Source organism: Streptomyces sp. SDr-06 (assembly GCF_003324565.1).
Classification (GTDB): domain Bacteria; phylum Actinomycetota; class Actinomycetes; order Streptomycetales; family Streptomycetaceae; genus Streptomyces.
Map to the genome: position 1 here is coordinate 77401 of NZ_QOLA01000019.1, position 12437 is coordinate 89837.

At 73.2% G+C, this 12437-nt stretch carries 11 protein-coding genes; 6 read left to right on the plus strand and 5 right to left on the minus strand.

Annotated features, from left to right (window positions below):
• Positions 1-74 precede the first annotated feature (74 nt).
• Together DT019_RS29725 and DT019_RS29730 are read left to right on the plus strand one after the other, a co-directional pair.
• Complete coding sequence (locus DT019_RS29725; protein ID WP_114040041.1) at positions 75-3530, plus strand: DNA polymerase III subunit alpha; 3456 nt, start codon at positions 75-77, stop codon at positions 3528-3530.
• Positions 3527-4498, plus strand: a complete 972-nt coding sequence (locus DT019_RS29730) for a hypothetical protein (RefSeq protein WP_114040042.1) — start codon at positions 3527-3529, stop codon at positions 4496-4498. Before DT019_RS29725 ends, DT019_RS29730 begins: the two co-directional genes overlap by 4 nt.
• A gap of 74 nt (positions 4499-4572) precedes the next feature.
• Here DT019_RS29730 and DT019_RS40805 read toward each other — a convergent pair whose 3' ends face one another.
• Together DT019_RS40805 and DT019_RS29740 are read right to left on the minus strand one after the other, a co-directional pair.
• Positions 4573-5253 carry a hypothetical protein gene (locus DT019_RS40805; protein ID WP_114040043.1) on the minus strand — a complete coding sequence of 227 codons (681 nt, stop codon included), beginning with the start codon at positions 5251-5253 and terminating at the stop codon, positions 4573-4575.
• A 174-nt stretch (positions 5254-5427) separates the two neighbouring features.
• Positions 5428-6165: an SDR family oxidoreductase gene (locus tag DT019_RS29740; protein ID WP_114040044.1), complete on the minus strand. Its 738-nt coding sequence runs from the start codon at positions 6163-6165 to the stop codon at positions 5428-5430.
• A 102-nt stretch (positions 6166-6267) separates the two neighbouring features.
• On the opposite strand from DT019_RS29740, the gene DT019_RS29745 reads away from it, so the two are divergent.
• Together DT019_RS29745 and DT019_RS29750 are read left to right on the plus strand one after the other, a co-directional pair.
• Positions 6268-6915, plus strand: coding sequence for a TetR/AcrR family transcriptional regulator (locus DT019_RS29745; protein WP_114040045.1), 648 nt, complete (start codon positions 6268-6270; stop codon positions 6913-6915).
• A 282-nt stretch (positions 6916-7197) separates the two neighbouring features.
• The gene (locus tag DT019_RS29750; RefSeq protein ID WP_114040046.1) at positions 7198-8058 is read left to right on the plus strand and encodes an esterase/lipase family protein; all 861 of its coding nucleotides are present in this window, start codon (positions 7198-7200) and stop codon (positions 8056-8058) included.
• Positions 8059-8131: 73 nt separating this feature from the next.
• Here the strand turns inward: DT019_RS29750 and DT019_RS29755 are convergent, their stop codons facing one another.
• Positions 8132-9169, minus strand: coding sequence for a lytic polysaccharide monooxygenase (locus DT019_RS29755; RefSeq protein ID WP_114040047.1), 1038 nt, complete (start codon positions 9167-9169; stop codon positions 8132-8134).
• Positions 9170-9364: 195 nt separating this feature from the next.
• On the opposite strand from DT019_RS29755, the gene DT019_RS29760 reads away from it, so the two are divergent.
• Positions 9365-9826: a GNAT family N-acetyltransferase gene (locus tag DT019_RS29760; protein ID WP_114040048.1), complete on the plus strand. Its 462-nt coding sequence runs from the start codon at positions 9365-9367 to the stop codon at positions 9824-9826.
• Between the two features lie 151 nt (positions 9827-9977).
• Here the strand turns inward: DT019_RS29760 and DT019_RS29765 are convergent, their stop codons facing one another.
• A complete protein-coding gene (locus DT019_RS29765) occupies positions 9978-10478 on the minus strand; it encodes a DUF402 domain-containing protein (RefSeq protein WP_114040049.1) in 501 nt (166 codons plus the stop codon).
• Between the two features lie 267 nt (positions 10479-10745).
• Between DT019_RS29765 and DT019_RS29770 the strand changes: the two genes are divergently transcribed.
• Positions 10746-11120: a GntR family transcriptional regulator gene (locus tag DT019_RS29770; protein ID WP_189390048.1), complete on the plus strand. Its 375-nt coding sequence runs from the start codon at positions 10746-10748 to the stop codon at positions 11118-11120.
• A 214-nt stretch (positions 11121-11334) separates the two neighbouring features.
• Here DT019_RS29770 and DT019_RS29775 read toward each other — a convergent pair whose 3' ends face one another.
• Positions 11335-12435 carry a DUF5925 domain-containing protein gene (locus DT019_RS29775; protein ID WP_411292749.1) on the minus strand — a complete coding sequence of 367 codons (1101 nt, stop codon included), beginning with the start codon at positions 12433-12435 and terminating at the stop codon, positions 11335-11337.
• Between the last annotated feature and the right edge of the window lie 2 nt (positions 12436-12437).

Genomic DNA, 12437 nt, shown 5'->3' on the forward strand with positions numbered 1-12437 from the left:
TATCGCACACGCGTTCGAAATTGGTCTATGGTGGAAGGAGGGGGAGGTGAGAACGGACTGGTCAGGAGGTGCGGGTGCCCGGCTTCACGCATCTGCACACCGCTTCGGGGTTCTCCCTGCGGTACGGGGCTTCCCACCCGGAGCGGCTGGCCGAACGTGCCGCCGAACGCGGCATGGACGCCCTCGCACTGACCGACCGGGACACCCTCGCGGGCGCGGTCCGCTTTGCCAAGGCCTGCGCCGAGGCGGGCATCAGGCCGCTGTTCGGGGCCGACCTGGCCGTGCCGGAACTCCTCGGGGAAACGGGGCCCGCCCGGGGGCGGACCCGACGGCGCACGCCCGTACGGGGCGGGGCGTTCGTCGACGAGTCCGCCCCCCGGGCCACCTTCCTCGCCCGTGACGGCGCGGACGGCTGGGCCGAGCTCTGCCGCCTGGTCAGCGCCGCGCACACCGCCGAGGGCCGCCCGCTCCTGCCCCGCTCCGAACTGCCCGCCCACGGGCTCACCGTGCTGCTCGGCCCGGCCTCCGAGATCGGCCGCGCGCTCGGCGCGGGCCGCCCCGACCGTGCCGCGACCCTGCTCGCCCCCTGGCGGGAGCTCTTCGGCGACGCGCTCCGCCTCGAAGCCGTCCACCACGGGCTCCGCGGCACGGGCCCCGGCTCGCTGCGGCTCGCCGCGCGGACCGTCGGCTTCGCCGCCGAACAGGGCGTACGCGCCGTGCTGACCAACGCCGTGCGGTACGCCGACCCCGGGCAGGGCCCGGTCGCCGACGTGCTCGACGCCGCGCGGCGGCTGGTGCCGGTGCGGGCGCCGTTCGACAGCGGCGAGCGCTGGCTCAAGGACCCGGGCGGCATGTTCAAGATCGCCGAGCGGGTCGCGGAGGCGGCCGGTTGGCGGCGCGACGTGGCCCACCGGCTGCTCGCCATGACCGAACAGACCGCCGCCGAGTGCCTCGTCGACCCCGAGGGCAACCTCGGCATGGGCACCGTCAGCTATCCCGAGCCCCACCTCGTCGGCGCTGCCCACCGCACCCCGCAGCGGGTCCTCGCCTCCCGGGCCGCCGCCGGGATGGTGCTGCGCGGCCATGCGGGCCGGCGCGCGTACTGGGAGCGGATGCATCACGAGCTGGACATCATCGCGCACTGGGGGTACGCCTCGTACTTCCTCACCGTGGCCCAAGTCGTCGACGACGTACGGGAGATGGGCATCCGGGTGGCCGCGCGCGGCTCCGGCGCGGGCTCGCTCGTCAACCACCTCCTCGGCATCGCGCACGCCGACCCCGTCGAGAACGGGCTCCTGATGGAGCGCTTCCTGTCCAAGCGGCGGCCGGTGCTGCCCGACATCGACATCGACGTGGAGTCCGCCCGCAGGCTCGACGTCTACCGCGCGATCATCGACCGCTTCGGCACCGAGCGGGTCGCCACGGTCGCCATGCCCGAGACCTACCGGGTGCGGCACGCCATCCGCGACGTGGGCGCCGCGCTGTCCATGGACCCGGCGGTGCTCGACAAGATCGCCAAGTCCTTCCCGCACATCCGGGCCCGCGACGCCCGCACCGCGCTGCGGGAACTTCCCGAACTCCGGTCCCTGGCCGGGGAGATGGACCAGTACGGCAGGCTCTGGGAGCTCGTCGAGGCCCTGGACGCCCTGCCGCGCGGCGTGGCCATGCACCCGTGCGGCGTGCTGCTCTCGGACGCCTCCCTGCTGCGCCGCACCCCCGTGGTGCCCACCAGCGGCGACGGGTTTCCGATGTCCCAGTTCGACAAGGAGGACGTGGAGGAGCTCGGGCTGCTCAAGCTGGACGTCCTGGGCGTGCGGATGCAGTCCGCGATGGCCCACGCGGTCGCCGAGATCGGCCGGGCGACGGGCGAGCGGCTGGACCTCGACGACCCGGCGCAGGTGCCGCCGGGCGATGCGGAGACGTACCGGCTCATCCGGTCCGCCGAGACGCTCGGCTGTTTCCAGATCGAGTCGCCGGGCCAGCGCGACCTGGTCGGGCGGCTCCAGCCGTCCACCTTCCACGACCTCGTGGTCGACATCTCGCTGTTCCGTCCCGGGCCGGTCGCGGCCGACATGGTGCGGCCCTTCATCGAGGCCCGGCACGGGCGGGCACCGGTCCGCCTCCCGCACCCCGACCTGGCGGACGCGCTGCGCGACACCTACGGCGTGGTCGTCTTCCACGAGCAGATCATCGAGATCGTGGACGTCATGACCGGCTGCGGCCGGGGCGAGGCCGACCGGGTGCGGCGCGGGCTGTCCGACCCCGGGTCCCAGGCGCGCGTCAAGGTCTGGTTCGCCCAACGCGCCCAGGAACGGGGCTACTCGCCCGAGGTGATCGCCCACACCTGGGAGATCGTCGAGGCGTTCGGCTCGTACGGCTTCTGCAAGGCGCACGCCGTGGCCTTCGCCGTACCCACCTACCAGTCGGCCTGGCTCAAGGCCCACCACCCGGCCGCCTTCTACGCCGGGCTGCTCACCCACGACCCCGGGATGTACCCGAAGCGCCTGCTGCTCGCGGACGCGCGCAGGCGCGGGGTGCCGATCCTGCCGGTGGACGTGAACCGGTCCTCCGTCACCCACAGAATCGAACTGGTGTCCAGTAAATGGGGGGTGCGGCTCGCCCTCCGCGACGTCCACGGAATCAGCGAGGCCGAGAGCGACCGGATCGAGGCGGGCCGGCCCTACGCCTCGCTGCCCGACTTCTGGCAGCGGGCCAGGCCCGGCCGGCCGGTCGCCGAACGGCTCGCCCGGATCGGCGCGCTCGACGCGTTCGGCGCCAACCGGCGCGACCTCCTGCTCCACCTGTCCGAACTCCACGGCGCCCCTCGCGCCGCAGGAGGCCAACTCCCGCTGGACGGCGGACTGTTGACGGCCGGTACGGGGCTGCCCGACCTGGACGGCGCGGAACGGCTCAGCGCCGAACTCGGCGTCCTCGGCATGGACGCCTCCCGCCACCTCATGGACGACCACCGGGCGTTCCTGAACGAACTCGGCGTCCTCTCCGCCAAGCAACTGCGCGCGGCCGAGGACGGCCAGACCGTCCTGGTCGCGGGCGCCAAGGCCGCCACCCAGACCCCGCCGGTCCGCTCCGGCAGGCGGGTCGTCTTCAGCACCCTGGACGACGGCACGGGCCTGGTGGACCTGGCCTTCTTCGACGACAGCCACGACGCCTGCGCCTACACCGTCTTCCACTCCTGGCTGCTCCTGGTGCGAGGCGTGGTGCAGCGACGCGGCCCGCGCAGCCTCGGCGTGGTGGGCGCCCGCGCCTGGAACCTCGCCGACCTCGTCGAACTGCGCCGCGCGGGCGGCCTGGACGCGGTCTCGGACCGCCTGGCGAGCCCGCCCGAGCCCACCACGGACACCGAGCCCGCCCCGGCGAGCGGGGCCGCCGCCGCACCGGCCGGCCACGACCGCCGCATCCACCTGTCCACCGGCTACGAACTGCATCCCTGGGCCGACCTGCGACCGGCCGGTGAACAGGCCGCCACGGGGCGCAAGTTGTGGCACTCCAGCCCCGGGAGCGCGGGATGATCCTCTGTGCACGGTTCCACCTCCTTCCGATGGACGAAACGGCGCTTCCCCCTCTGGTCGCGCTGGCCGAGGGCCTCACGCCGGTGGTCCAGGCGCTCCCGCCCGACGCACTGCTCGCCGACCTGGGCGGCGCCGAGAAGTACTTCGGCCGGGACTCCGGACAGCTGGCCGCGGTCCTGCGGGTCCGCGCGCTCGCCCACTTCGGCCTGGACTGCGCCATCGGGCTCGCGCCCAACCCGATGCTGGCCAGGATGGCGGCCAGGGGCACCCGACCCGGCACCACCCGGACCGTGCGCCCGGACGAGGTGGACCGCTACCTCGCCGCACAGCCGGTCCGCGCGCTGGACGGCATCGGACGCGCCACCGCCGGCACCCTCTGCGCGTACGGACTCGACACCGCGGGCCGCCTCGCCCAGGCACCGCCGGGCACCGTCCAGCGGATCCTCGGCGCCAGGGCCGGGCGCGAACTCCAGGAGCGTGCCCGCGGCATCGACCGCACCCCCGTGACGCCGCACGCCTCCGCGCCCTCGCTGGCCGCCGAACGCTCCTTCCCCCGCGACGAGGTGGACCCCGTACGCCACCGCCGCGCGCTGCTCTGCCTCGCGGAGGAACTCGGCGTCCGGCTGCGCGGCACCGGCCAGGTGTGTCGCTCCCTCAGCCTCACCGTGCGCTACGCCGACCGGTCCCGCACCACCCGGACCCGCAACCTGCGCGAGCCCTCGGCCCACTCGCCCGCGCTGGCCGAGCCGGCGTACGCCCTCCACGCGGCCCTCGGCCTGCAGCGTGCCAGGGTGCGCGGCATCTCACTACGGGCGGAGGGGCTGGTGGCGGCCGAACTCGCCGCGCATCAGCTCACGTTCGACCCCCAGGACGAGCGGTCGCGCCGCATCGAGGCGGTGGCCGACCGGGCCCGCGCCAAGTTCGGCCCCCGGGCCATCGTTCCCGGAACGCTCGCGGCCGCCGCCTGAACCTTGAGGGCCGGGCTAACCCGGACGCCCGTCATACCCCTCGGTCCGCGAGGGACGCACCGGTCGGCGCGCGTTCAGGAAGCCAGCCGCTTCTTGACGTCGGCCGCCTGCGGCCCGGAGTCGACCGCCGGGATCCTCCAGCGGTTCTCGGACCTGGTGGCGTCCGTGTAGACCAGCGTGCCGCCCGCCCTGGCCTGCTCCGGTGTCAGGTCGAACACCTCGGAGCGCAGCTGGGAGGTGCCCGGCTCGATCTTGCCGACCCCGTGGTACCCGGTCACGAGGACCTTGTACGCGGCGCCATTGCCCTCGGGTACGCTCTGCCCGTTGGCGGCCACCCAACGCCAGCCTCCCTTCGTCCCGTTGGCGCTCGCGGGCTCCTCGTCCGCGGCGTTCGCGGTCAGCGAGGCGTCCTTGGTCGTGATGACGGCGAAGGTGCCGAATCGTGAGGTCGTTCCATTCCCCTCCTTGGTGTAGACGACGGTCGTGGGTGTGATCTCCAGGATGCCGACGAGCTTGGTCCCCACAGTGCGGGACGGCTCGCCGAGCGGCAGAGCGGCCTGGCCGGAGCCGGGGTCCGGACTCGGTGTGGTGGAGTCGCCTCCAGGGGTGCCGCCGGGCGCGGGCGTCGAGGCGGACGGTGGCCCACCCGTGGGCTGGGAGGCGGACGGTTTGCCGGTCGAGCCGCCCCCTCCGGGACCGCACGCGGTCAGGGCGAGACAGGCGGTGGCAGCGGTCGCGAGCAGGATCTTGCGCATGGTTCCCCCCAAGGCAGTGGCACTCGCCGTGAACGTACCGCGAGGGGGCTGATACCCATCGTGAAGTCACCGGACCGGGACGCCCGGGGGCGCGTCGTTGCGAACTCCCGACAAATGAACCGGAGTTGAGAGGAACGGGCGCGGCGGACGGCGCCGCCCCACGGCCCCCCCGGTTCACGCCCCCGAGGCCAGGCGGGCACCTCCGTCCACCGTCAGAACGACGCCTGTCGTGAAGCTGTTGCCCACCAGGAAGGAGATCGCGTCCGCGATGTCCTCCGGGCGACCGGTGCGGCCGGCCGGGGTGGACTTGGCGTACGCCGCGAACGTCTCCGCCTTGGCTTCGGCGTCCATCCAGTCCCACCACGGGGTGTCCACGACCCCCGGGGACACCGCGTTGAAGCGGACCGGGGCCAGCTCCACCGCCAGCACCGGGACCATGGCCGCCACCGAGGCGTTGACCGCGGCCAGACCGGCCGTGCCGGGCATCGCCGCGCCCGCCGAGGCCGCCGTCACGAAGGTGATCGACCCGGTGGGGGACAGGACGTCGAGCGCGGACCGCGCGGTGAGACTGTGCGCGATCAGCTTGCCTTCGGCCGCCGCGCGCAGCGCGTCCGTCGACACCGAGCGGAACGGCCCGGCGGCCGTGGAGCCGGTCGCGGCCACGACCACATGGTCCACCCGGCCGAGCCCCGCGAAGAACTCCCTGGTGGCCGCCTCGTCCCGCGCGTCCACCACCGCACCGCTCGCCGTTCCCGAAGTGCCGTCGAGCGCGGTCAGTTCGTCCACGGCGGCCTGCAGCCGTTCGGGGTCGCGGCCGGTGACGACCACATCCCTGCCTTCGCCCAGGAGGCGGCGCGCGGTCGCCAGGCCGATGCCGGAGGTGCCGCCGACGATCACCACTCGCTCGTTCATGGTGCAGTCCTTCCAGGCCCTGTCGTACGGGCTGTTGTGCTTTTCGAGGCTCACTGTCTCGTAAAGAGTATTCCGAGGCAGCGTGTCTTGTAAACTGCTCGCATGAGGAAAATCGAGAACGGATCGGCGGACGGGCTCGCGGACGGCGCCCCACCTCGCGGGCGCCCCCGCAGCGAGGCGGCCAGGCGCTCCGTCCTCGACGCCGCGCTGGAGCTCTGCCGCCGGGACGGCTACCAAGAGTTGACGATCAAGGGCATCGCGGACGAGGCCCAGGTCGGCCGGCAGACCGTCTACCGCTGGTGGCCCACCAAGCAGGACGTCCTGCTCGAAGTGCTGACCGAGCTGCCGCACCGCAGTCCAGCCCAGCTCTTCCCGGACACCGGCGACGTGTACCGCGATGTCGAGGAACTGCTCGGCCACACCTTCCGGCTCACGCGCGGCGCCGTCGGCCGGGCGGTGGTCGGGCTGATGGCGGACGCGCAGGCGGACGCCTCGCTCGCCCGTCGCCTCCAGGAAGAGGTGATCGCACCGCGCCGTGCGGCCCTGCGCGACATCCTCGAACGGGGCGTGACGAGCGGCCAGTTGAGGCCGGGCGGCGCCGCGTCGCTCGACCTGGCCGTCGACTTCGCCTTCGGCGTGATGTGGTACCGCCTGCTCAGCGGCCACGCACCGGTGAACGAGTCCCTCGCCTCGGAGATCGCCACCGCTCTGGGCCCCCTGCTCGGGAGCGGGGCCGCGGACCGGGGCTGAGCCGGGGGCGGTGCGGGGCCATCCGGCAGTGGGCGGCGGGGCCCTGGGCGGCGCCCCGGGGTCGTACGGGCAAAGCGGCGTCAGGGCGCCCCGAGCCGCCGCGAGAGGGGTGAACCAGCGACGCGACAGTTTTTTACTGACGCGTAACTTCACTCCTGGGCTACCCGTACGTAATTTGGCGTGAGCACGCCCGTACGCACCCAGTACGGCACCTCACTTGTGGTCCGGGCCGCAGGGCACCCCCTCCGTCGCAACTCCCTTGAGCCGCAAGGAGATCACCCGATGCTGCCCTGGAAACGTGTGCTCAGACCGCTCTCGGCGCTGCTGCTGGCCGCCGCGGCCTCGCTCGCCCCCGCCACCGCCGCCCACGCCCAGTCCGCGCCGAGCAGTGGCTGGAACGACTACTCCTGCAAACCGTCCGCCGCCCACCCCCGGCCCGTCGTCCTCGTGCACGGCACCTTCGGCAACGGCACCGACAACTGGCTGGCCCTCGCCCCGTACCTGGTCGACCGCGGGTACTGCGTCTTCTCCCTCGACTACGGTCAGCTTCCCGGTGTGCCGCTGTTCGACGGCCTCGGTCCCATCGACAAGTCGGCGGCACAGCTCTCGGGTTACGTCGACAAGGTGCTCGCCGCGACCGGTGCCCCCAAGGCCGACCTGGTCGGCCACTCCCAGGGCGGCATGATGCCGCGCTGGTACCTGAAGTTCCTCGGCGGTGCCTCCAAGGTCAACGCCCTCGTCGGGATCGCCCCCGACAACCACGGCACCACCCTCGACGGTCTCACCAAGCTCCTGCCGTACTTCCCCGGTGCCCAGGATTTGCTGACGCTCGCCACCCCCGGCCTCGCCGATCAGATGGCGGGGTCGCCCTTCGTCACCCGGCTCAACCAGGGCGGCGACACCGTCCCCGGAGTCCACTACACGGTCATCGCCACGAAGTACGACGAGGTGGTCACCCCCTACCGGTCGGCGTTCCTGAACGGCCCGGACGTCAACAACGTCCTCATCCAGGACAAGTGCGCCGCCGACCTCTCCGAACACGTGGCGATCGGCCTCACCGACCGCGTGACCTACCACGAGGTCGGCAACGCGCTAGACCCGGCGCATGCGACCCCCACCACCTGCGCCTCCGCCATCGGCTGACTCCGCGTCGGAACCCGCTTCCCTGCGCGGCCGCCCCTCCCGGCATCCGGGAGGGGCGGCACGCGCGTGCGGTTCAGCGGCCGTGCCGGCCGCCCGCCACGGCCTTGCGGCGCAGCGTCGCGAAGAGCGCCGCGGCACCGATCGCGATCGCGCCCGCGCCCGCCAGGGCGAGGTACCGGGTGCTGCTGTCGCCCCCGGTCTCGGCGAGGTTCTGCGTGCCGGGGGTCCCGGTCGAGCCGACCGGGGTGGCCGCGGCCCCGTCCGCCTGCGGATTGTTGCCCGCGGCGTCGGCCCCCGCGACCGGGGCCGCGCTCGGCCGGGTGCCCGTGGTGGCGTCGCCGTGGTGGTGCTGGACGGTCGACTTGGCCGCGCCGTCGGCGATCTCCTGCTCGGTGGGCGCGGAGGCCGTCGGCGCCGGGGCGCCCGCCGTGCCGCTGTCCTTGCCGAACACCACGTCGGAGCAGGTGTAGAACGCCTCGGGGCTGTCCGAACGCTGCCAGATCGAATAGATGAGGTGGCGGCCGGAGCGGGCCGGGATCTTTCCCTCGAAGACGTAGTCGCCACCTCGCATGGGCGGGTCGGTGACCTCGGCGAACGGCGTCGCCTCCAGGTCCGACCACTTCAGCGGCTTCGACGGGTCGTAGCCGACCTTGGTGATGTACAGCGCGAACGAGCCCTTGTGGGGCGCCGTTCCCTTGTAGTGGAAGGTGTGGCTGCCCGCGGAGAGCTTGGTGGCGGGCCAATCGGCGCGGGCCAGGTCCAGGCCCTTGTACTTGTCGTTGCCGCCGCTGCACAGACGGCCGTCCGGGATGATCTCCTTGGACCTGCCGGCGGCGTTGGCCATGTTCACCGCGTTCCAGTCGTAGAAGGCCTGCGCGCCGCTGACCGCGACGGCGGCCTTGCACGCGGCCGACTTGGGGCTCTCCGGGCCCTCGGCGTAGCAGGCCGAGACCCGGCTGACCGGGTCCGTCATCGAGCCGTGCGCGGCGGCGGGCCCGGCCGCGAGCCCGGTGAGGGCGAGCGGCGTGAAGCCGAGCGCGGCGACGACGGCGGCCCTGCGCCGACGGGGTCCCCGCTGCTCGAACGCGGTGGAGAGCTGGGGGAAGGTCATCGTGACGTACTCCTTCGATGGTGCACGGGCGTGGGGTGTGGGGGTGCCGGATGTCCCGTCCGGCGATCAGCACGCTAGCCCCGCCCCACCGCGATATCCCCTGCTGGAAGCGGGGGATGGCGATCTTTATGGTCGAGTTAAGGACCCACTCAGAGGCGATTAAGAACGGGCCCGTCCGCCACGTACCGTGGCCCCATGAGCGATGAGATCCGCCTTGCGACCCCGGACGACGTGCCCCGCGTGAAGGAGGTCACCGATGCCGCCTACCGCCCGTATGTCGAACGGATCGGGGTCGTGCCCGTCCCCATGGAGGCCGACCACGCCGCGAACGTCGCCGCGGGGCGGGTGTTCGTGACCGGAGATCCGGTGGTCGGGGTCCTGGTCCTCGTCGCGGAGCCGGACCATCTCTTCCTCGACTCGATCTCCGTCCACCCGGACGTCAAGGGCACGGGCCTCGGACGCCGGTTGCTGCACTTCGTGGACGAGCACGCGCGGGCGCTCGGCCTGCCCGAAGTCCGGCTCTACACCAACGCGATGATGTGGGAGAACCAGAAGATCTATCCGCGCTACGGGTACGAGATGGTCGAGCGCCGGGTGGAAGGGCGCTACGACCGGCTCCACTACCGCAAGACGCTCGGCCCGCGCGAGGCGGGCTGAGGGGCAGGGGCCCGGCACGGTCGGGGCAACGTGTCGCGGTGGTGCGGGGCGGGGTGACAGGGGCCTGCGCGTCGAGCGCCTCACCTCGCCCAACGCCGAGCCGCGCTGTGAACGGCCCTCCCTGGAGCGGCGGTTGCGGGGCCCCGAGCCGTCAGTCGATCAGCGCCGTGAACTTGCCGAGTTTCGCCAGGAGTTCGAGCTCGTCCAGCGCTGCCACGGCGCGGGCCGCCGCCTCGGGGTCGCTCTCGGACAGGCCGCTCTCGGCGAACTCGTCCTCGTCCAGGCGCAGTATGCTCGCGCCGTCGGCCGAGACCCAGAGGTCGAGGTCGAGGTCCTCGGAGATCAGCTCGGCGTTCCGCAGCACCGCGGGCCGGGTGATGTCGCAGTACCAGCCCTTGAGCACCGAGTCGGCGTCGCGCACCTCCTTCACCGAGTACCAGCGGTCGCGCCAGTAGTGCTCGGTGAACACGTCGCCCGCTTCGAACCGGACGAAGCCGAAGTCACGGGTTCCCTCGGCCGCCCAGGGGGCGCGTACGGTCAGCCGGGTTCCGTCGTCGGACACCACCGACGCCGGGTACCGCAGCTTCGTACGTCCGGCCTTGACCAGGACGACATCGACAAGCGTGCCGGCCTCAGCCGAGCTGGGGGACATGACGTACCTCCGAGGCGCATATCGGGTAGCGGTCCAGGGGCGACCGCCGGAAGCGGGGCGTTCTCCGGGCGGGCCCGCTCGCACGGTATGCGGGGCCGCGCGGAGGGCGCCTCCCATTTTCGGTCGCCCGGACGGAGCCGCCACCGCCCGGGCGGGCCGACCGGAGCCGCGGGCGGGCACCGGCCTGACGCCGCCTTTCAGGTGTCGCCCCGCACTACGGCGGCGCCTGCGTTCTCGCCGGGGGCGGGCGCGGGGGAGAATCGGTCTGTGACCCTCAAGATCGTGATTGACCAGGGCGCGGCGACCGCGCCGTACGAGCAACTGCGCGCCCAGATCGCGGACCGGGCCCGGTCCGGGAGGCTGCCGGTCGGGTACAAACTGCCCACGGTGCGGGGCCTCGCCGAGGAACTCGGGCTCGCCGCGAACACCGTGGCCAAGGCGTACCGGGCCCTTGAGGCGGACGGGGTCATCGAGACCCGGGGGCGCAACGGGACGTTCGTCGCGGCGGCGGGAGAGGCGTCCGAGCGGCTCGCCGCGGCTGCGGCGGCCGCGTACGCGGGTGAGGTGCTGCGGCTCGGTCTCGGGCGGGACGCGGCGTGTGCGGTGGTCGAGGACGCGTTGCGGGCGGCGTACGGGAAGTAGGCGCGGGAAGCAGGCGCCTGCGGCGGGCTCGCCCCGCCCCGCCCCTTCCCGAAAGCCTCCGGCGGTGAGTCCGGTCGGGTGCGGGTCGCGTGTGGCCGGTCGCGCCGTTCCTCGCGCCCCTTGGGGGTTGGGTGTGGAGCGGGCTGGAGGTGCAGTTCCCTTCGGGTGCGGGTCGTGTGTGGTCGGTCGCGCCGTTCCTCGCGGCCCTTGGGGGCTAGAGGTACAAGCCCGCTTCCGGGGTGGGGCGTTGGTCCGGGAGGGAGGCCGGGGACGTGCCGCGGCGCAGGGCGTACAGCTCGGCCAGGGTGGTGCCGTCCCGGGGGATGCCCTCGTCCGTGCCCAGCCAGCCCACGGCCTCCGCCCTGGTCAGCGGGCCGACCTCGATGCGGGCGAGGCATCGGCCGGGGCGTACCACCGCGGGGTGCAGCCGCTCCAGGTCCTCGTTGGTGGTGACGCCCACCAGGACGTTGCGGCCCTGGCCCAGCAGGCCGTCGGTCAGGTTCAGCAGCCGGGAGAGGGCCTGGCCCGCCGTGTGCTTGGCCTCGCCGCGGATCAGCTCGTCGCAGTCCTCCAGGAGGAGCAGCCGCCAGCGCCCCTTCGCGTTGCCGTCGTCCTCGCCGATCGCGATGTCCATGAGATAGCCGACGTCGTTGAACAGGCGCTCCGGGTCGAGCACGCAGTCCACCTGGCACCAGTCGCGCCAGGACCGGGCCAGGGTGCGCAGCGCCGAGGTCTTGCCGGTGCCCGGCGGCCCGTGGAGCAGGAGCAGGCGGCCCGCGATGTCGTCCGGGGTCACCTTCATCAGGCGGTCCATCGCATCGGCCACCGGCGCCGTGTAGTTGGGCCGCACCTCGTCCCAGGTGCCGGCCGCGATCTGCCGCGTCGTGCGGTGCGGGCCGCGCCGCGGCGACACGTACCAGAAGCCCATCGTGACGTTCTCGGGCTGCGGCTCCGGCTCGTCCTCGGCGCCCTCGGTGGCCTGCTTCAGCACCTGCTCGGCCAGCTCCTCGCTGGTCGCGGTCACCGTCACGTCCGCGCCCCGGTTCCAGCGCGAGACGAGCAGCGTCCAGCCCGCACCCTCGGCGAGCGTCGCGCTGCGGTCGTCGTCGCGGGCGGTGCGCAGCACCTTCGCCGCGGGCGGCAGCAGGCTGACGCCCTTCTTGACCCGGTCGATGGAGGAGCTGTGCGAGAACGGCTGCTCGCCCGTGGCGAAGCGGCCGAGGAAGAGCGCGTCGACGACATCGGACGGAGAATCGCTGTCGTCCATGGTGAGCCGGATCGGCAGCGCGGCCTCTGGGGTAGACATGCCGCCCATGA

Excerpts from the sequence above, each read along its gene's own strand:
- DT019_RS29740 (WP_114040044.1), bottom strand. The coding sequence starts at position 6,165 with ATGAACGAGCGAGTGGTGATCGTCGGCGGCACCTCCGGCATCGGCCTG.
- DT019_RS29730 (WP_114040042.1), top strand. The coding sequence starts at position 3,527 with ATGATCCTCTGTGCACGGTTCCACCTCCTTCCGATGGACGAAACGGCG.
- DT019_RS29745 (WP_114040045.1), top strand. The coding sequence starts at position 6,268 with ATGAGGAAAATCGAGAACGGATCGGCGGACGGGCTCGCGGACGGCGCC.
- DT019_RS29755 (WP_114040047.1), bottom strand. The coding sequence starts at position 9,169 with ATGACCTTCCCCCAGCTCTCCACCGCGTTCGAGCAGCGGGGACCCCGT.
- DT019_RS40805 (WP_114040043.1), bottom strand. The coding sequence starts at position 5,253 with ATGCGCAAGATCCTGCTCGCGACCGCTGCCACCGCCTGTCTCGCCCTG.
- DT019_RS29765 (WP_114040049.1), bottom strand. The coding sequence starts at position 10,478 with ATGTCCCCCAGCTCGGCTGAGGCCGGCACGCTTGTCGATGTCGTCCTG.
- DT019_RS29775 (WP_411292749.1), bottom strand. The coding sequence starts at position 12,435 with ATGGGCGGCATGTCTACCCCAGAGGCCGCGCTGCCGATCCGGCTCACC.
- DT019_RS29760 (WP_114040048.1), top strand. The coding sequence starts at position 9,365 with ATGAGCGATGAGATCCGCCTTGCGACCCCGGACGACGTGCCCCGCGTG.
- DT019_RS29750 (WP_114040046.1), top strand. The coding sequence starts at position 7,198 with ATGCTGCCCTGGAAACGTGTGCTCAGACCGCTCTCGGCGCTGCTGCTG.